The organism is Aliiroseovarius sp. S1339 (assembly GCF_023195695.1).
In the GTDB taxonomy this organism is placed as follows: Bacteria; Pseudomonadota; Alphaproteobacteria; order Rhodobacterales; family Rhodobacteraceae; genus Aliiroseovarius.
Genome location: NZ_JALPQG010000013.1, coordinates 45753 through 65261 on the forward strand (window position 1 = coordinate 45753; position 19509 = coordinate 65261).

A 19509-nucleotide genomic window follows, 5' to 3' on the forward strand; every position below is an offset into this window, starting at 1 on the left:
CACCGGCGGCGGGCAGCCCCGAAGGACCGCAGGTCGCCTTATGTTCACCTATACGCTGCGGCGGCTTGCCTTTTCTGTTCCGGTGCTGCTGGCGATTAGCCTTGTGATTTTTTTGCTGATCGACTTAGCGCCGAACGATCCAACGGCCAACCTGCCCCTGACCATCCCGCCAGAAATGCGCGAACAAATCCGCACCAGCCTTGGCTTGGACGCCCCCACGCACGTGCGCTATCTTTTGTGGTGCAAACAGTTTTTCATCTATGAACCGCTGAACCTGATCGAGGCGTTGACGGGCTGGGGCGGGCTTGGCGAAGACCGGTTGAGGGTGCAAAGCTGGTCCGCGCGCGCGCCCGTTGTTGACCTGATCGTCGAGCGTTTGCCCCAAACCCTGTGGGTGGTCGGCCTGGCCATGCTGATCGGCATCATGATCGCCCTGCCGCTGGGCATCCTGTCGGCCTATCGCCAATATGGCTGGGTCGATCAGGTCGGCACGTTCATCGCGATGGTTGGCTTTTCGGTCCCCAGTTTTTTTCTGGGCGTGCTGATGATCATCATCTTTTCGGTCAAACTGGGGTGGTTTCCGTCGATTTATGACACGACCCACAAAGTCTCGGACTGGCAAAGCTTTGTGGTTCAGATGCGCCAGATGATCATGCCGGTCGCGGTGCTGGCGCTGTATAATGCGGCCCAGTTCAGCCGCTACATGCGCGCCGCCATTCTGGACAATCTGCATCAGGATTACGTGCGCACTGCCCGCGCCAAGGGGATGAGCGAGGTGCGCGTGATGTTGGGCCACGTGCTGCGCAACTCGATGATTCCTGTGGTGACCGTCATTTCCCTGACGGTGCCGCACGTTTTTGCAGGCGCGATCATCACCGAGCAGGTGTTCAAGGTGAACGGTTTGGGGCAACTTTTGATCAGCGGTATACAAAATGGCGACGTGCCGCTGGTGCAGACACTGACCTTCCTGTTCGCGGTCTTGATCGTGGCGTTCAACTTGATGGCCGACATCCTTTATGGCCTTCTTGACCCGAGGATCCGGTATGACTGAGCCGGTGATGATCACAGCAACACACCCGCCACGCCGCGCAACAGTTTGGCGTCGCTTCTGCGCCCATCCCGGCGCGGTTGCGGGCGCTGTGGTCTTTGGGCTGATCAGCCTCGCCGTTCTTCTCGGCCCGTTAATCTGGAGCCTTGATGCCGCGCAGATCGACATTGCCGCGAAAAACCAAAGGCCTAATCTGGCCCACCCCCTTGGCACCGACCAACTGGGCCGCGACCTTTTGGCCGCGCTTCTGGCTGGCGGGCGCATATCGCTGTTGGTCGGTTTAGTGGCCATGGTGCTGGCCCTGTGCCTTGGCACGCTGGTCGGCGTGGTCGCGGGCGTGTTTCGCAGCTGGGACGGCCCGCTTATGCGCCTGACCGACCTGTTCCTGTCCCTGCCCCTGCTGCCACTGCTATTGGTCGCAATTATGTTGTGGCGCGACAGCCTGCGTGCGCAATTCGGCCCCGAATTCGGGATATTCCTACTGATCGTTTGCGTCATCGGATTGACCAGTTGGATGCAAACCGCGCGGATCGTGCGGGGCGAGGTTCTGGCCCTGCGCGAACGTGAATTCGTCATGGCTGCCACCGCCCTTGGCGCGCGGCCCTTTGCAATGATTGGGCGTCACATCCTGCCCAATGTGCTCAGCCCGATCATGGTCTCGGCCACGCTGGGAATTGGTCACGCGATCATCACCGAAAGCGCGCTTAGCTTTCTGGGACTGGGTTTTCCATCGGATGTTCCGACCTGGGGTCGTTTGTTGTTTGATGGCACCAACTACATGACCCTGACCCCGGCACGAGTGATCTGGCCGGGGCTTGCGATCTCGCTAACGGTGTTGAGTGTGAATTACATGGGGGACGGATTGCGCGACGCGTTAGACCCGCGCAAGTCGCACGGCGGGCGGACCCGGTTAAAAAGAACGCGACAGGTCGGTAGTTAACCTTAAAACCAATTACGGTTCACCATAACCGCCGATGGCATGCACGATGTTCACGCCAGACACCTTTGCGCAGGAAATAATTCTGTCAAGCCGCGCGCGCCACACCACACATACCCTTGTCAGACCCAAAATCAGACGCCAGATGGAACATATTCCCAAATGCGGAGACGTGAAGATGTTTGAGACCTTTGGCTTTGAGACCCTGACCCCACGCACAGCCTCGATCCTTTTTGGATTGGGACTTGGTGTGGCCTTTGGTGTTCTGGCGGAAATCACACGTTTCTGCCTGCGCCGCGGCCTGATTGGTGGCGGCGGTGACAACCGATCCGCCTTGGCGATTTGGGTGACGGCACTGGCCGTCGCCGTGCTGGGCACACAAGGCATCGTTCAGGCCGGGTGGGTCGAATTCTCTGCCCACCGCTTCCAAGCCGCAAACCTGCCCTTTCTATCGATCATCATCGGCGGCCTGATCTTCGGCGTCGGCATGGTGATGACACGCGGCTGCCTGTCGCGCCTTGCTGTGCTTGGCGCTTCGGGCAACCTGCGCGCTTTGGTCGTGCTGGGTGTCGCCGCACTGGCCGCGCTTGCCACGTTGAAAGGATTGCTGGCCCCCGCCCGCGTCGCGTTGGAGGCTGTGGTCACCCCTGCCCCGACCCTGCCCATCTGGACAGCTGCGGTGCCGCTGGTGCTTGCAGGCTATCTCGTGGCCCAATCGCGCCCACGTGCAGGAACGCTGGTTCTTGCGGCACTTCTGGGTGCCCTGATCCCGTTGGGGTGGCTGGGCACCGGGCTTGTGCTGCAGGACGAGTTCGATCCGATCACCTTCGAAAGCCTCTCGTTCACCGCGCCGTTGGCCGACACGCTGTTCTGGACGGCCGCGTCTTCGGCCGTTGGCGGCAATTTCGGCACCGGGCTGATCGGTGGTGTGATCCTTGGTGCGCTGGCGTCTGCGCTGCTCGCCGGCCGCTTCCAATGGCAGGGCTTTGATGGCCCGGCCCAGATGGGGCGTTACCTCAGCGGCGGCGCTTTGATGGGCTTTGGTGGCGTGCTGGCTGGCGGTTGCACCGTGGGTGCCGGTATTTCCGGCGTAGCCACTTTGTCGGTCGCGGCAGTGTTGGCGCTGCTGGCCATATCGGCGGGCGCATGGGTTGCGGGGCGCGTTGATGCGCGCGTCACTTCTCGATCGAATGACGGATCCGTCGCACGGCCAGCCACACAAGCCCAACCACAGGCAGCGTAAGCACCGCGGTCAGCATCCCTTTCGAGATGCCAAGCACGTCCGTCAGCGGATAGGCCAGATAGCCCGCCAGCGACACGGCGTAGTAGCTGATCGCGACGACGGACAAGCCTTCGACCGTTTCCTGCAACCGCAACTGCATATCGGCGCGCCGGTTCATGCTTTCCAGCAGGGCTTGGTTCTGCTCTGACCGCTGCACATCGACGCGCGTGCGCAACAGATCGCCCGCGCGCATCGACCGCCGCGCCATCGCCGTCAGCTGCTTTTCGGCGCTTTTGACCGTGCGCATGGCCGGGTCATAGCGGCGCATCATGAATTCGCTGAGGGTCTGGCGATCCATGAACCGGGCTTCACGCAGCGAGGTGATCCGTTGATGCACAATCGCCTCATAGGCTTTCGTGGCGCTTAACCGAAACGAGGTCGCCGCCGTCAAATCCTCAAGCTCGGACGAGATTTGAAGCAATTCGTCCAACGTCGCTTCGGCGGGTTCGTCATCGCGCGACATGGCGCTGACCAGATGGGTCAACTCTCCGTCCAGATGACCCAGCTTGGCCTGTAGGTTACGCGCCAACGGCAGGCCCAGCATGGACATGGACTTATAGGTCTCGATCTCGCACAGGCGCTGAACGATCCGCCCGATGCGACTGTCGCCGGCATCCTTGCCGATAAAGGCGGCAAAGCGCATGTGGCCCGCCGGGTCAATGCGGAAATCCCCAGCGATCATCGCTGCGCGTTCCAGAACCCAGGTCGAGGCGACACTTTCCGACACGAACCACTTGCTGATCGCCTCATTCATCTCGTCTTCGGTGTCGGGCATCGTGTCGATACGGATATGGGCCGATGTCACGCGCTTGCCCGGGGCAGTTTGCAGCCAATCATCGGGAAACACGTCGAAGGCGGCGGGATCAAAGGCACGCGAGGCAACGCCATCACCGAATACCGTATAGGTGACGAATTCGGTATGCTGTTCCCATTTCAGATGATAGCGGCCGATTGCCCCGAAATAGTGGTTCGCACCGGGGCCGGGATGGGGGGCGCCGAACCGATCCAGCAGGTCGATCAGATGCGCACGGTCTGCATCGCGATCCCGACTGGCCGCATTCTCTGGTCGCTTCACCGCCAGATACACCGCCGTCCCCGGCGCTTTCAACGCGGGCGACGGGCGGGCATGTAACTCGTTTGCCAGCTCGTAACGCTGTGGGTGATCGTCCAGTGAAAACATCGCGCGCCCTTCCTTTTGCGACAGAGGTAGCAGAGCAAGGACGCCTTGCAAACCCTTTATAACAAGGGGTTTTCGCGGTGCTTCGTATGCTGCGGGATACCGCCGAGGCTATGGATTGGCGATCAGGGCTGCAACCTGCCCGGAGAAATCCTCGCCGCGCTTTTCGAAATCCGGATATTGGTCGAAACTGGCAGCCGCTGGCGCCAGCAAAACGGTGTCCCCGGGTTGGGCATCAGCCGCCGCCTGCGCGACGGCCTGCGCCATGGTTTCGCAAATCTCGTGCGGCACGTCGCCCAGTTGCAGCGCGAAGTCACGCGCTGAATGGCCGATCAGGTAAGCTTTCGTGACGCCAGACAGATCATCGGCGGACAGGCTTTCGATCCCGCCATCCTTGCCCAGACCACCCGCGATCCAGCGGATATTCCGAAACGCAGACAAGGCTGCCCGCGCGCTGTCCACATTGGTGGCCTTGCTGTCATTGATGAACGCCACGCCGTTGCGTTCCCCCACCAATTGCGAGCGGTGCGGCAGGCCCTTGAACGCGTGAAACGCGGCCTCGATCTGTTTCGGCGCCAGCCCCAGCGTGCGACAGACCGCGTAAGCTGCGCAGGCGTTCTGGTGGTTGTGGGTGCCGGGCAGCCCCTTGACCCCCCGCAGGTCGATCGAGCCGACCTGCCGCCCCTTGCGGTATTCGGACAGAAAGCCCTTGCGCGCAAAGACCTGCCAGCCGGGACCGGTCAGCTTGCGGTCCACAGACATGCGGATCACCCGGTCATCGGTCGGCCCTTCGGACAGTTGACCCGCCAGAAAGACACCTTCGGGTTCATCTACGCCGATCACCGCACGATCCGGGCCACCTTCTGCAAACAGACGGCGCTTGGCCGCGAAATAGCCGCCCATGCCGCCGTGGCGGTCCAGATGGTCGGGCGACAGGTTGGTGAACACGGCCACGTCCGGGGTCAGGGCGCGTGCAAGGTCGGTCTGATAGCTCGACAGTTCCAACACCACGACCTCGCCGTCATGGGCGGGGTCAATGTCCAGCACACCGCGCCCGATATTGCCCGCCAACTGCGTGGGGCGTCCTGCCTCTTGCAAGATGTGATGGACCAGGGCCGAGGTGGTGGATTTGCCGTTCGATCCGGTGATCGCCACCACCTTCGGCGACACTTCGAAACTGTCCCAATCGTAGGTGGCAAAGCTGCGAAAGAACAGGCCGATATCGTTGTCGACCGGCACGCCTGCCTCCATCGCGGCGGCGATGATCTTGTTGGGTTCGGGATAAAGATGCGGGATGCCGGGGCTGACGATCAACGCGGCCACATCCTTCCAGGCCTCTGGTTTGGACAGATCATGCAGGATCAGGGCCTGGCCTTCGGCGCGGTCACGGGCTTCAGCGCTGTCGTCCCAGCACAGGGCTTCCGCCCCGCCTTCTTCCAGTGCGTGTGCCGTCGCAATGCCAGAGCGCCCAAGCCCCAGAACCGCTACCTTTTGGCCGTCATAACCTTTGACCGGGATCATCCGCGCCTCCTGCATTCGTTGCTTCATCGCTACCGGAGTTGACGAAAAAACAAAAGCCCCGCCTGTTAAGAGGCAGGGCTTGAAATCTTGGCGGTGCGGCGTGGTTACCGCACCTTCAGCGTCGCCAGCCCGATCAGCGCGAGGATCAGTGAGATGATCCAGAAGCGGATGACGATCTGCGGCTCTTTCCAGCCCAGATGTTCGAAATGGTGGTGAATCGGAGCCATCAGGAACACGCGGCGCCCGGTGCGTTTGTAATAAAGCACCTGAATGATGACCGACAGCGCCTCGACCACGAAGAGGCCGCCGACGATGGCCAAAACGATCTCGTGCTTGGTGGCGACAGCGATGGCCCCCAAGGCGCCGCCCAAGGCCAGCGACCCGGTGTCGCCCATGAACACCGCCGCAGGGGGGGCGTTATACCAAAGAAAGCCCAACCCGCCGCCAATGAGTGCCGAGGTGAAAATAAACAACTCCCCCGTGCCGGGCACATAATGCACGTCCAGATATTCGGTGAAGTCGACGCGGCCAACGGCGTAAGCAATCACACCCAACGTGCCTGCCGCGATCATCACCGGCATAATCGCCAGCCCGTCCAGACCGTCGGTCAGGTTCACCGCATTGGCAGCCCCGACGATGACGATCATCACGAAGGGGATAAAGAACATCCCCATGTTCAACAGCGTGTCCTTGAAGAACGGCAGCGCCAGCTGGAATTGCAGCCCCTCGGGGTGGCTGATCGACGCCAGATAGCCCGCAATCGCGGCAATCGCCAAGCCGAGGCCCATGCGCAGCTTACCCGAAACGCCCGCTGTGGTGGCCTTGGACACCTTGGCGTAATCGTCTGCAAACCCAATCAAACCAAAGCCATAGGTCACGAACAGCGTGATCCAGATATAGGGATTGTCCAGCCGCGCCCACATCAGGGTCGATACAAGAAGGGCGGACAGGATCAACAGCCCGCCCATCGTCGGCGTGCCCTGCTTTTCCTTGTGGCTCTCAGGCCCATCATCGCGGATCGGTTGCCCCTTGCCCTGCCTGCGACGCAAGATATTGATCAGCGGCTTGCCAAAAATGAACCCGAAGATAAGGGCTGTGAAGAACGCCCCACCGGATCGGAAGGTGATATAGCGAAACAGGTTGAAAACATCGCCACCGTCCGAAAACTCGGTCAACCAATACAACATATTGTGGGTCCCTTTTTGGAGTTAGTCGAGCGATTGGCCCATTTTGCGCAAGACGTCAACCGTCTGAGACACCAAAGAGCCCTTGGACCCCTTGACCAACACAACATCGCCTGCGTCTACGATTTTGCGGATATGGGGGTTCATCTCGGCGGCGGTTTCCACCCAAACGCCTTGTTGATCGCCGTCCAACCGCGCCCAAAGCGCGCGCATGCGCGGACCGACGCAATGTATCTGGTCAATCGGCTTGATGAACGGCAGGTCTGCAATGGCAGCGTGCAGCGCGGCTTCGTCCGGGCCAAGTTCCAGCATGTCGCCAAGGATTGCGATCCGGCGACCTTTCTGGATAAGGCCCACACCGTCAACCGGCTCCATCGCTCCCAGCACTTCCAGCGCGGCGGCCAATGAGGTGGGGTTGGCGTTGAACGCGTCGTCAATCACGGTCAGCGTCAGGCCCTCGCTGGCATCCAGCATGACCTGTTCGCGTGTGCCGCGCCCGGTGGGCGGTTGCCACGTCGCCATATGGCGCGCCGCCAGCGTTGTGTCAGCTCCCAAGGCGTGTACCGCAACCAAAGTGGCAAGGCCATTCATCGCAAAATGCCTGCCGGGTGTCGCGATCTTGAACAACTGTTCGTCGCCCGCGATCATTGCTTTGCAAATCGTGGCGTCCGGGGTCAGTGAGACATGGGTCAGTCGATGATCGTTCCCAGCCCCCTCGCCGAAACTTTGCAGGTTATAGCCGTCCGCTGCCAGTGCAAGCAGGGGCGAGGTTTCCAGATCGCCGTTGATCACGGCTGTCCCGCCTGGCTCTAACCCCTCAAAAATCGCAGCTTTTTCGTGAGCGATTCCGGCAAGGTCGTCAAACGCTTCCAGATGGGCCGCCGCAACGGTCGTGATCAGCGCAACATGGGGCCGCGCCATGCGGGCCAGCGGGCCTATTTCGCCAGGATGGTTCATGCCGATCTCGATCACGGCAAATTCGGTGTCCCGAGGCATCCGCGCCAAGGTCAGCGGCACGCCCCAATGGTTGTTGTAGCTTGCCTCGGCGGCGTGGGTCCGGCCCTGCGCGGACAGAACCGCGCGCAACATTTCCTTGGTCGAGGTCTTGCCGACAGACCCCGTCACCGCCACGACGCGCGCCTTCGTTCGCGCACGTCCGGCGCGACCAAGCGCTTCCAGTGCAGCCAGCACATCATCGACGATCAATAGCGGGGCACTGGGGTCGATACCATCCGGGATACGGCTGACCATCGCCGCCGCCGCGCCCTTTTCAAGCGCTTGAGCGATAAAGTCATGGCCGTCGCGAATGTCTTTCAGGGCGACAAAAAGATCGCCCGGCTGGATCGTGCGCGTGTCGATCGACACACCATCAACGGCCCAGCTCCCCTGCACTTGCCCGCCCGTTGCGGCAGCGGCATCTTCTGCGCGCCACAGGCTCATGCCAAATGTCCGTCAAGTGCGGCCACCGCAACCGACGCCTGTTCGGCGTCATCAAACGGCAGCACATCGTCGCCAACGGTCTGGCCTGTCTCATGCCCCTTGCCTGCGATCAACAGCGCGTCGCCGGGGCCAAGCGCATCAACGCCGCGCAAGATCGCCTCGGCCCTGTCACCGACATTCACGCCCTCTGGGCAGCCGCCCATCACCATCGCGCGGATCGCAGCAGGATCTTCGGTGCGTGGGTTGTCATCGGTCACGAACACCACATCGGCGTTCTGTGCTGCCGCCTGCCCCATCAGTTTCCGCTTCGAGGTGTCGCGGTCTCCGCCCGCCCCAAACACCACCACAAGACGGCCCAGCACATGTGGGCGCATCGCGCGCAGGGCGGTCTTCAGGGCGTCAGGCGTGTGGGCATAGTCCACAAAAACCGCCGCCCCATTGTCGCGGGTCGCGGCGTGCTGCATCCGACCGCGCACGGTCTCGAGATCTTTGAACGTCTCAAACACATGGTCGGGGTCCGCGCCGCAGCCGATTGCAAGCCCAGCTGCCGCCAATACGTTATCCGCCTGAAATCCACCGATCAGGTTCAGGCGCGTGGTATGCGCTTTGCCATTCCATGTGAACCTCAATTCTTGACCAGTGGCATCGAAACGGCGTGCTTTCAGCCGCAATTCGCATACCTCACTTCGGCCCACGCGGATAAGGTGTTGGCCGCGCGCGTCTGCAATTGTTGCCATCTCGGACCCTTTGGGATCATCCATATTGATCACAGCTGTGCCCCCTTCAGGCAGCACGCGCGCGAAAAGGCCAGCTTTGGCGGCAAAGTATTCTTCGAAGGTTTCGTGATAGTCCAAATGGTCTTGGGTGAAGTTGGTAAACGCCGCCGCCGACAGACGCACACCGTCCAGACGACGTTGTGCAAGCCCGTGCGAAGATGCCTCCATCGCGGCATGGGTCACGCCTGCGCCTGCCATCTCGGCCAGCACTTTGTGCAGGGTGATCGGCTCGGGTGTGGTGTGGTTAAGGGGGGCGGTGAACGCGCCTTCGACGCCTGTTGTGCCAAGGTTGGCGGCTTCAATCCCCATCAACGTCCAGATTTGGCGGGTGAACGACGCGACCGAAGTTTTGCCGTTTGTGCCCGTAACCGCGACCACGTTTTCAGGCTGCGCGCCAAACCACAACGCCGATGCATAGGCCAGCGCCATGCGTGGATCTTCTGTGACGACAAGGGCCGCGTCGGATGCATCCAGTTCAGCTTTCGCAATCTTCGCGCCCTCAGGGTCGGTCAGGACCGCAGCGGCCTTCATGCGCAGCGCATATTGGATGAACTCACCCCCATGCACTTTCGCCCCCGGAAGCGCTGCGAACAGATGCCCCGGCTTCACAAGGCGACTGTCGACCGACAAGCCCGTAATATGTGTCGCTTTGCCACCTCGGGCGCTTAGTCCCAGTTCAGCCAGGGATTTGGTTGTCGTTTCAGCGCCCATGATTGTCCCGCCCATCCAGATCAGTTCGAGGTGAGTGTTACCCCAGTTGGCAAGAGGGTTTCAACGACAGGTTCAGGTTCAGGCTTCAAACCCAGAAGTGGCGCGACACGGCGCACAATTTCCGCCGCGACCGGAACAGAGGTCCAGCCCGCTGTGCGCCGGGGCTTGGGACCGGACGTTTCAACCGGTTCGTCCAATGTCACCACCAGCACATATTTCGGATTGTCCGCCGGGAACATGCTGGCGAAGGTGTTGATCACCTTATCATCGTAATACCCGCCGCGCGGCTTGGGTTTGTCGGCGGTGCCGGTTTTGCCAGCCACCTTATAGCCAGCCACCTCGCCAAAGGACGCGGTGCCTTCGGTGACAACCTTGCGCAACATATCACGTGCCGAGGCTGCAGAGGCGGAAGACATCACCCGCTCGCCCCGCGCCAGCCGATCTTGCTTCAGCACGGTAGGCTTGACGGCGAATCCGCCATTGGCGATCGCCGCGTAGCCCGCCGCCAAATGCATCGGGGTGGACGACAACCCGTGCCCGTATGAGATCGTGACCGAGCTGAGCGTGCCCCATTTCTTGGGCAACAATGGCTGCGATCCGCGCGCCTCGACGATCTCGAACGGGGTGCGGTCAAACATCCCGATCGAGCGCAGGAATTCTTGTTGACGCTCTGGCCCGATTTGCAAAGCCATCCGCCCGGTGCCCCGGTTCGAGGACTTCACGATAATGTCGGTCACGCTAAGTTCGCCGTAATTCTTGCCTTTGAATTCGCCGATCCGATAGCCAGCGATCTTCATCGGAACATCCGTGTCGATCACCGTATTCGCGTTCACCAGACCCAAATCCATCGCCTGAATCGCTGTGAAAATCTTGAAGGTGGACCCGAGCTCGTACACCCCCTGCACCGCGCGGTTGAACAGTGGGCTATCGGATTGATCACCCTTGGTCAGCACGCGTGGGCGTTTGTTGGGGTCGAAGTCGGGCAGCGACACGACCGAGATCACCTCGCCGGTATGCACATCCATCAGGATTGACGCGGCCCCCTTGGCATTCATCAGTTTCATGCCGCCATACAAGACACGTTCAATCGCGGTCTGGATGGTCAGATCAAGTGACAGCTCAAGCGGCTTGTCGCCATTGGCCGGGTCGCGCAGATAATCGTCGAATTGCTTTTCAACGCCCGCCACGCCGATCACCTCGGCGGCGCTGACGCCTTCGCGGCCAAAACTCGCGCCACCCATCACGTGGGCGGCCAGTTTGCCATTGGGGTAAAGCCGCATCTCACGGGGTCCGAACAAAAGGCCGGGCTCGCCGATATCAAACACCGCCTGCTTTTGCTCAGGGCTGAGTTTCTTCTTGATCCACAAGAACTTGCGCGTTCCAGTAAAGTCTTTGATCAGGCGCTCTCGCTTAAGGTCCGGGAATATCTTGATCAACTCATCCGCTGCACGGGCCGGATCAACCATTTGCGGTGGCTGAGCATACAGCGCGTGAGTCACAAGGTTCGTGGCCAGTATGCGGCCTTGACGGTCCACAATATCCGCCCGCGCGGTTGCAATCGCAGATCCCGGCGCTTGCGCGCGCGGCTCTTGCGGTTCTGTTGAAGACAGCACCGCCATGCGGCCGCCAACAACCAAGAACGCGCACAAAAACAAGCCGGCGAGCACCAAAAGCCGTCCCTCTGATCGCAGACGTGAACGGTCGCGAATTTCTTCGTGGCGATGGCGCAGGTTCTCGCGTTCGATCACATCGGGGTTTTCGCCCTTGGCGCGGGCTTCTAAAATACGCGCCAGCGGGCGCAGGGGGACGCGGGTCATTGCTCAATCTCCCCAAATACATCAAAAGCTTCCGTGATCTCCTCTAACTCTTCGATGGGATACGACACCTGATCGACACGTCCAAATTGTTCGGGTGCCAAGGGCAGAAGTCCAAGGCGATCATAATTCAGCTCGGCCAGATCACGCAGCCGATCGGGGCGGTTCAGATACGCCCATTCAGCGCGCAGCACCGCCAGTTGTTCCTGCATCAGGCCAATTTCGCGTTGCAGATCTTCGACGCGATCCAACGAGGCTTGGGTTTTGTAGTTCTCGGAATAGGCCCAGTAAGCCAGTGCCATGACGACCAAAGCGGATGTGATGTAAAGCAAGCTACGCATTATGATTTGTCCTTGAAAACAAGGGGTGGAAGACCAAGTTTGCGCCGGTCGGATGGCCCGGCAGGCGCATCTGTTCGGGTGGCCACGCGCAGGCGGGATGACCGCGAGCGGGGGTTTACGGCAAGCTCATCTGCGTCCGGCGCGATGGCTTTGCGCGGGGTCAGCTTAAAGCGCGGCGTTTCTGCGGCCTCTTGCGGTGCATAGCGCGACCCGCCCCCGCCTTCGGAAGCGCGGGCTTGGAAAAACCGCTTCACCACGCGATCCTCCATTGAATGAAAGGTCACGACGGCCAGCTTGCCACCGGATTTCAAGGCGCGCTCGGCGGCCTCCAGCCCGTCGATCAGTTGGCCGAATTCGTCGTTCACCGCGATACGGATCGCCTGAAACGACCGTGTGGCCGGGTGGCTCTGACCGGGTTTCGAGCGGGGCAGGCATTTTTCCACGATGCTGGCCAATTGCAACGTCGTTTCAAATGGCGCCTCAGCACGCGCCCTGACAATGGCCCGCGCAATCCGGCGCGAGGCGCGTTCTTCGCCGTAATGATAAAGGATATCGGCCAGCGTTTCTTCGTCGGCATGATTGACGATATCGGCGGCGGTCGGGCCGGATTGGCTCATCCGCATGTCCAGCGGCCCGTCGCGCATGAAGGAAAACCCGCGATCTGCCAGATCCAGCTGCATCGAGCTGACGCCAAGGTCCAACACCACACCATCCAACGGGCGCCCTGCCAACTCGTCCAAGTCCGAGAATGTGCCTTCACGCAAGGCCAGCCGGTCGCCATACTCGGCGACCCAGTCGGCGGCCATGTCGAACACCATCGGGTCACGGTCAATGCCGCAAACCCAGTCCGCGCCTGCGTCCAGCAATCCGCGTGTATACCCACCTGCCCCGAACGTGCCATCCGCCCAATCGCCAGAAACAGGCGCGACCGCTTGCAAAAGCGGTCGTAATAGAACTGGGATATGAGGACGTTTTTCGGTGGCAGCCGGGTCGGTCATGTCAGCCATCCCCTCCGGAAACGGACCCGCCACTTAGAAGCGTCAGCGGATCGAAGTCTTCGGGTTGATCATCCAACCAAGCCTCGGCCTTGGCCATTTCGACATTTTCGTAGGTCTCGGGCTTCCAAATCTGGAACGTATCACCGGTGGCGATGAAAAACGCCTCGTTCTCAAGCCCGATTTTGGCGCGCAACTTTGCGGGCAGCACCAGCCGCCCGGTCTCATCCACCGTGGTGGGCAGCGACTGACCGCTGAACAGCCGTTCCAGCATGCGCCGTTCGATCGAGCCGCGCGGCAGGTTCGCGATCTTCGTATCGACCTCGTCGATGGCCTCGATCGTATAGCATTCAAGGAAATTGCGGCGGTGGTCGCCGTATACAATGACAATGTTAGGGCTCAGACCATCGGTCCAGTCGGGGTCGCCAGCTTCCAGAACACGGCGAAACAGGGCTGGGATCGAAACCCTGCCCTTCGCGTCCACCTTATGGTGGCTTTCGCCTCTGAACCTACGTGCCACTTTCGCGGCTCCTTCACTGTCCCAACTTCACTGCGCCCCGAATATTTAGGGCTGAAATAGAAACGGCGGATTGAGCTGCTGCCACTGCCCAATCCGCCGCCTGTCCCGTTTCCGGGTGTCCAGCTGCGCGCGCCACCTGGGGGGATGTCTGCTCGCGTTCGCGCCGGATCTCTTTCTTAGGATGAAGCGGGTGCCTGTATGAAACCTGACTTGGGAGTGTCTCGAGGTCTTGTTGCCTCTTATGTCCCGTCCTCATCTTGTATTTAGGGATAGCTTGGGAAATCGTGGGACGCAATAGTTTTTTATGGGAAGCCATGTCCAGATATTGTTTTAGAGGGATGTGGTAAACAATATCTAGTAGGGTTTTTCGCAGGATCACCACGACACCTAGCTGCAATTCGCACAAAACCACACTAGATATAGTGCTGCACATGCAGAAAAAATAATTCCCCCGATTTCCCACTTTTCTTACGCTAAAGTGGAAATCTGGACGCTCGCAGAAGGCAGGCAACCTTCACAAGTCAATAAATGGGCAGTGATTTTGGTTTGATTCGACCGCTTTTCGCGCTTCGCCCATGGTTTCCCACCGCACTAACGGCGCGCGGGCCATGATTTCCCATCCAAAGGCCGGGCTGCCCCCTTAACGAAAGGGACAGACGATAATCAAGACTATCTGGTCAAGCGATGCCGCGTGTGACCAGATCGCGGGCCAGTGCGGCATAGGCATCCGCCAACGGCCCCTCGCCCGCTGCAGCGGGTGTGCCACTATCGCCAGCCAGACGCACGTCCAGCGACAGGGGGATTTCGCCAAGGAAGGGCGCACCAAGCGCTGCGGCTTCCTCGCGCACACCGCCATGGCCGAACAAATGCGCCTCGTGGCCGCATTTGGGGCAGACATAGGTGGACATGTTTTCGACCAACCCAAGGATTGGCACCTTTACCTTGTCAAACATATCAATCGCCTTACGCGCATCCAGCAGCGCAATATCTTGCGGCGTCGATACAATGATCGCACCGGTCATTTGTGATTTCTGCGCCAGCGTCAGCTGCACATCGCCGGTGCCGGGTGGCAGGTCGATGATCAGTACATCCAACGGCGCCCAATCGACTTGGAACAACAGCTGTTGCAATGCGCCCATTAACATCGGGCCACGCCAAACCACCGCCTCGCGATCGGATTTCAGCATCAAACCAATGGACATCATTTTCACGCCATGGACCTGAACCGGGATCAAAAGCTCCCCATCAGGCGAAGATGGGCGCTGGCTGGTGCCCATCATGCGCGGCTGTGAAGGCCCCAGAATATCGGCATCCAACAGCCCCACCTTGCGCCCCTGACGCGCCAGCGCAACGGCGAGGTTCGAACTGAGCGTGGACTTCCCAACACCCCCCTTGCCCGAGGCGATGGCGATCACATTCGTGACCCCCGGCACCGGCAAAGGCCCAGCCTGCGGCTTTGGGTGGCCGCCGATTTTCAGGTTCGGTGGTGGGGTTGCAGCTTTTGCCGGGCCATGCGCGGTCAGAATGACCGAGACACGTTCGACACCATCCAGCGCAGCAATGGCGGCTTCGGCGGCGCGCCGCTGCGCTTCCATACCCGACGCCTTCTCGGGCGTTTCGGCTTCGATCACGAAACTCACCGCTCCACCATCGACCGTCAGCGCACGCACCATGTCACGAGACGCCAGATCCCCGCCGTCCGGCAAAGCAATAGAGGACAGGGTGCCCATGATCTTTTCGCGCATATCCGACATTCATACCTCCTTCGGGTTCGCCCATTACTTGGCAGCTTTCCCGGCAGGTGCAAGAGGCATCGGCCCGCCCGATCCATTCTGGCCACAACCAAAGTGACCCAAAGTCAACTCACTTGAAGCCCATTTCTGCATTGCAGCAATTGACCTTGGGTCAACCCCATTGTGCCCGCAAGGGGTTATTTTTATGTCATTTTTACGTATGCGCCCGCCGCATATCGGGTTTGCAGATGTGGGCCATTGTGCATCTGCAGCATTAGCCCCATCTTCTGTCTCAAGGCGACACTGTGAGCGCCAACAAACAACAGCGGCCTCGCCGCCCCGCCCCGCAGAGTTCTGCGACTGAGATGAAAGTGAGTAAGACAATGACATATGCAACTGAAATTCTTCAGGCTCCCGCCGGCATCGTTGATCGTATTTCCGCACGCATCGCTGAGTGGAAAGAGCAATTCGAAAGCCAGGCTCAATATCGTAAAACCGTCCGCGAGCTGGGCAGCCTGTCCGATCGCGAACTGGAAGACCTGGGCATCAGCCGCGGCTCGGTCCGCTTCGTGGCCCACATGGCCGTTTACGGCAACTAAGTTTCCTGGCCACCGCCTACCTCCTCCCGGGTGGTGGCTTTGATTGGCGGCAGGACCGACCTCCTCCCCGGTTCCGCCGCACAATCACAAAAGTTTCGGGCCTTCGTCCTCCTCCCTTAGAAGGTCCGCGGGTCGCGGTGGCGCTTTCCTCCTCCCTGGCGCTACCGCACCCCCAAGATCCGGTTCACACCTACCTCCTCCCAGGGTGAACCGATACGGCAACGGGTCTACCTCCTCCCAGATCCCGAGCCACCTGAAGACGGGTCCCTACCTCCTCCCAGGGCCCCGCATCAGATATGAACGGCGGCGCCCACCTCCTCCCGGGCGTCGCCGTTTTTTTGTCTGTTCGAACGGGCAGGAAGCCGGACGCTTGGACGGCGAACACGTCCAATAACGCTGGCTTATTTTTTGCTCAGCGTGCAGGCTTGGGACATGCTGAAAAAAGAAACACTCCCCATCTCTGCGATCCGCGTCCCTGTTAAGCGCATGAAGACGTTAGAGGACAACAAAGCCAATGCGTTGGCCGAGGATATTCTGGAAAACGGACAGTTAACGCCCATCCGCGTGCGCGAAGATGCCAAGGGCTATGTGCTGATTGAAGGCTTACACCGGCTGGAAGCCCTGAAAAAGCTGGGTGAAGGAACGGTTGAAGGCTACAAGGTGCGCGCGCGGCTGCACTGATCCGGGATCCGTTGTTCGCCCACGACTCAGCCGACCCTTGATGGTCCGGAAAAACGCGTGGTCCGGGATAACGGCATCGCTCTCAATGCAGGCGCTTGGCGGCGCAGATCGGCGCTGATGGCCCGACCCTCTCTTAGAACGGCACGTCGCCCGCCTGCGCTGCGGGGACGATGAACTTGGAAACGACTTTCTTCGCTCCCGCCTTGTCAAACTCGATATCCAGCTTGTCGCCTTCGATGCCCATCACCGTGCCATAGCCGAACTTGGTGTGAAACACCCGGTCGCCCTGCGTGAAGGACGAAACGGCCTCAAGATCAATCACCAGCCCGCGCGATTCGTTGGGGCTGGGCTTGGCACGCAGTGCGCCCTGTGCCTGCATCCGCTTCCACCCCGGCGAGTTATAGGCGTCCGCCCGGCTGGCTTTGTCCTCCAACAGTGACGCACCGAAATCGCCTGCCGCACCGCCATAGCCGCCTCCGTAAAGGCCCGGGGCGGTCAGCACCTCGACATGGTCGGTGGGCAATTCATCGACGAAGCGCGAGGGGAGTTGTGACTGCCACTGGCCGTAAACGCGGCGGTTGGCGGCAAACGAGATCGTGCAAATCTCCTCGGCCCGTGTGATACCCACATAGGCCAGACGGCGTTCTTCTTCGAGGCCCTTCAGCCCGCTTTCATCCATCGAGCGTTGGGATGGGAACAGCCCATCCTCCCACCCCGGCAGGAACACTGCGGGAAACTCCAGCCCTTTCGCGCCGTGCAGCGTCATGATGGTCACTTTTTCCTCGGCGTCGTCGCTGTCATTGTCCATGATCAGGCTGATATGCTCCAAGAACCCTTGCAGGTTTTCGAAACTTTCCAAAGCCTTGACCAGTTCCTTGAGGTTTTCCAACCGCCCCGGTGCCTCGGGCGTTTTGTCGTTCAGCCACATCTCGGTATAGCCGCTTTCCTCGAGGATCACCTCGGCCATTTCGACATGGGTGTCGTCCTCGGCACGCAACTGGGCATACCAGCGGTCCAGTCCCATGACCAGTTCCGCCAGCCCCTTGCCACCCTTGCCCTTGATCGCACCGCTTTCGACCGCAATTCGCGCGCCTTCGACCAGCGACACGCCGTTTTGGCGCGCCAGCCCCTGAATGGTCTGCACCGCCTTGTCACCAAGCCCGCGACGCGGAGTGTTGACGATGCGCTCAAACGCAAGGTCGTCATCTTGGCTCACCGCCAGCCGGAAATAGGCCATCGCGTCGCGGATCTCCAAACGCTCGTAAAAACGTGGGCCGCCGATCACGCGGTAGGGCAGACCGATGGTCAGGAACCTATCCTCAAACGCGCGCATTTGGTGGGAGGCACGCACAAGGATGGCGATTTCGTCAAGACCATACGACGTCGGCAGGGGAATGTTACCTTTGCCCGCCTCAGACAGCGCCCCAGCTCTCTGCAAGTTTAGCTCGTGAATATCTCCTTGAGGGTTCTTCGAAACGGTTCCACCCTTTGCTCTTCGTTCAGCTTCTTGTGCAGCCGAAGTCGAACGCGAATTTGACCGGGCGCGAGCATATGATGCGGTTCCAGACTGCATCGCCTCGATTTCTTCACCGACCCAACGGGCTTCTTCGTCGCCGTCCCAATGGCCGATCAGGCGGACCTTTTCGCCGCCCTCGGCGTCAGTCCAAAGCTCTTTGCCCAGCCGGTCTTCGTTGCCCGCAATTACGCCGGAGGCGGCCGCCAGAATATGCGCGGTCGAGCGGTAATTTTGTTCCAGCCGGACGACTTTGGCGCCAGGAAAATCCTTTTCAAACCGTAAGATATTGCCGACTTCGGCCCCGCGCCAGCCATAGATCGACTGGTCGTCATCGCCCACACAGCAGATATTCTTGTGACCCGCCGCCAGCAGGCGCAGCCACAGGTATTGGGCCACGTTGGTATCTTGGTATTCGTCGACGAGGATGTAGCGAAACCAGCCTTGGTATTGCTTCAGGATGTCGTCGTGTTTCTGGAAGATCGTGACCATATGCAGAAGCAGGTCGCCGAAGTCGCAGGCGTTTAGGGTCTTCAGCCGCGTCTGATACTGCGCATAAAGCTCGGGGCCGTGTCCATTGAACGCGTTGACCTCACCCGCCGGCAGCACCTCGGGCGTCCAAGCCCGGTTCTTCCAGTTGTCGATCACGCCAGCGAGCAGCCGCGCGGGCCAGCGCTTTTCGTCGATATTGTTGGCGGCAATCAGCTGTTTCATCAGCCTGATCTGGTCGTCCGTGTCCAGAATGGTGAAGTTTGTTTTCAGCCCCACAAGCTCGGCATGACGGCGCAGAAGCTTCACACAGATCGAGTGGAACGTGCCCATCCAGGGCATCCCCTCAACCGTCTGGCCCAGCAGGCTGGCGACACGCTCTTTCATCTCGCGCGCGGCCTTGTTGGTGAAGGTTACGGCGAGGATCTCGTTCGTCCGCGCCTGCCCGGTGTTCAGAAGGTGCGCGATGCGGGTGGTCAGGGCCTTGGTCTTCCCCGTCCCCGCACCCGCCAGCATCAGGACGGGGCCGTTCAACACCTCGACCGCCTCGCGTTGCGCGGGGTTCAGCCCATCAAGGTAAGGCATCGGGCGCGCCGCCATTGCCTGTTGCGACAGGCTGGGGCGGGCGGCGGCCTCGAATGCGTCGTTTTCGTCGAATTCGCTCATGGGTGTTCTTTATCAACGGGGAATGCGGGTGGGAAGAGTGTTCCACGAATGTTCTTTGCGCGCAAACCGATTGTCGCCTGCG

Annotated in this window: 16 protein-coding genes; 5 read left to right on the plus strand and 11 right to left on the minus strand. The window is 60.4% G+C overall.

The window, feature by feature from the left end:
• Positions 1 to 40 precede the first annotated feature (40 nt).
• The 3 genes from MUY35_RS16635 to MUY35_RS16645 all read left to right on the plus strand — a co-directional run bounded on the left by MUY35_RS16635 (position 41) and on the right by MUY35_RS16645 (position 3228).
• On the plus strand, positions 41 to 1051 hold the full coding sequence (locus MUY35_RS16635) for an ABC transporter permease (RefSeq protein ID WP_248370307.1): 1011 nt from the start codon (positions 41 to 43) through the stop codon (positions 1049 to 1051).
• The gene (locus MUY35_RS16640; RefSeq protein WP_248370308.1) at positions 1044 to 1988 is read left to right on the plus strand and encodes an ABC transporter permease; all 945 of its coding nucleotides are present in this window, start codon (positions 1044 to 1046) and stop codon (positions 1986 to 1988) included. Before MUY35_RS16635 ends, MUY35_RS16640 begins: the two co-directional genes overlap by 8 nt.
• 175 nt (positions 1989 to 2163) lie before the next feature.
• Positions 2164 to 3228, plus strand: coding sequence for a YeeE/YedE family protein (locus MUY35_RS16645; RefSeq protein WP_248370309.1), 1065 nt, complete (start codon positions 2164 to 2166; stop codon positions 3226 to 3228).
• Here the strand turns inward: MUY35_RS16645 and MUY35_RS16650 are convergent.
• From MUY35_RS16650 to MUY35_RS16695, 10 genes are all read right to left on the minus strand, one after another.
• A complete protein-coding gene (locus MUY35_RS16650) occupies positions 3161 to 4447 on the minus strand; it encodes a DUF3422 domain-containing protein (RefSeq protein ID WP_248370310.1) in 1287 nt (428 codons plus the stop codon). The genes MUY35_RS16645 and MUY35_RS16650 overlap by 68 nt on opposite strands.
• 108 nt (positions 4448 to 4555) lie before the next feature.
• Positions 4556 to 5965: a UDP-N-acetylmuramoyl-L-alanine--D-glutamate ligase gene (gene murD / locus MUY35_RS16655; RefSeq protein WP_248370311.1), complete on the minus strand. Its 1410-nt coding sequence runs from the start codon at positions 5963 to 5965 to the stop codon at positions 4556 to 4558.
• A gap of 104 nt (positions 5966 to 6069) precedes the next feature.
• On the minus strand, positions 6070 to 7152 hold the full coding sequence (gene mraY, locus MUY35_RS16660) for a phospho-N-acetylmuramoyl-pentapeptide-transferase (RefSeq protein ID WP_248370312.1): 1083 nt from the start codon (positions 7150 to 7152) through the stop codon (positions 6070 to 6072).
• A gap of 21 nt (positions 7153 to 7173) precedes the next feature.
• A complete protein-coding gene (murF, locus tag MUY35_RS16665) occupies positions 7174 to 8589 on the minus strand; it encodes a UDP-N-acetylmuramoyl-tripeptide--D-alanyl-D-alanine ligase (protein WP_248370313.1) in 1416 nt (471 codons plus the stop codon).
• Positions 8586 to 10076: a UDP-N-acetylmuramoyl-L-alanyl-D-glutamate--2,6-diaminopimelate ligase gene (locus tag MUY35_RS16670; protein ID WP_248370314.1), complete on the minus strand. Its 1491-nt coding sequence runs from the start codon at positions 10074 to 10076 to the stop codon at positions 8586 to 8588. The genes murF and MUY35_RS16670 overlap by 4 nt, the downstream gene beginning before the upstream one ends.
• Before the next feature lie 20 nt (positions 10077 to 10096).
• On the minus strand, positions 10097 to 11893 hold the full coding sequence (locus MUY35_RS16675; RefSeq protein ID WP_248370315.1) for a penicillin-binding protein 2: 1797 nt from the start codon (positions 11891 to 11893) through the stop codon (positions 10097 to 10099).
• Positions 11890 to 12231, minus strand: coding sequence for a cell division protein FtsL (locus MUY35_RS16680; protein WP_248370316.1), 342 nt, complete (start codon positions 12229 to 12231; stop codon positions 11890 to 11892). Before MUY35_RS16680 ends, MUY35_RS16675 begins: the two co-directional genes overlap by 4 nt.
• A complete protein-coding gene (gene rsmH / locus MUY35_RS16685; RefSeq protein ID WP_248370317.1) occupies positions 12231 to 13238 on the minus strand; it encodes a 16S rRNA (cytosine(1402)-N(4))-methyltransferase RsmH in 1008 nt (335 codons plus the stop codon). Before rsmH ends, MUY35_RS16680 begins: the two co-directional genes overlap by 1 nt.
• Entirely contained in the window at positions 13231 to 13746 is a 516-nt protein-coding gene (mraZ, locus tag MUY35_RS16690; protein WP_248370318.1) for a division/cell wall cluster transcriptional repressor MraZ, read from the minus strand. Before mraZ ends, rsmH begins: the two co-directional genes overlap by 8 nt.
• A 677-nt stretch (positions 13747 to 14423) precedes the next feature.
• A complete protein-coding gene (locus MUY35_RS16695; protein ID WP_248370319.1) occupies positions 14424 to 15500 on the minus strand; it encodes an Mrp/NBP35 family ATP-binding protein in 1077 nt (358 codons plus the stop codon).
• A 362-nt stretch (positions 15501 to 15862) separates the two neighbouring features.
• On the opposite strand from MUY35_RS16695, the gene MUY35_RS16700 reads away from it, so the two are divergent.
• Both MUY35_RS16700 and MUY35_RS16705 read left to right on the plus strand, forming a co-directional pair.
• Entirely contained in the window at positions 15863 to 16078 is a 216-nt protein-coding gene (locus tag MUY35_RS16700; protein WP_248370320.1) for a DUF1127 domain-containing protein, read from the plus strand.
• Positions 16079 to 16510: 432 nt separating this feature from the next.
• Entirely contained in the window at positions 16511 to 16759 is a 249-nt protein-coding gene (locus MUY35_RS16705; RefSeq protein ID WP_248370321.1) for a ParB N-terminal domain-containing protein, read from the plus strand.
• 133 nt (positions 16760 to 16892) lie between these two features.
• Here the strand turns inward: MUY35_RS16705 and MUY35_RS16710 are convergent, their stop codons facing one another.
• Positions 16893 to 19427, minus strand: coding sequence for a UvrD-helicase domain-containing protein (locus MUY35_RS16710; RefSeq protein ID WP_248370322.1), 2535 nt, complete (start codon positions 19425 to 19427; stop codon positions 16893 to 16895).
• Positions 19428 to 19509: the final 82 nt, after the last annotated feature.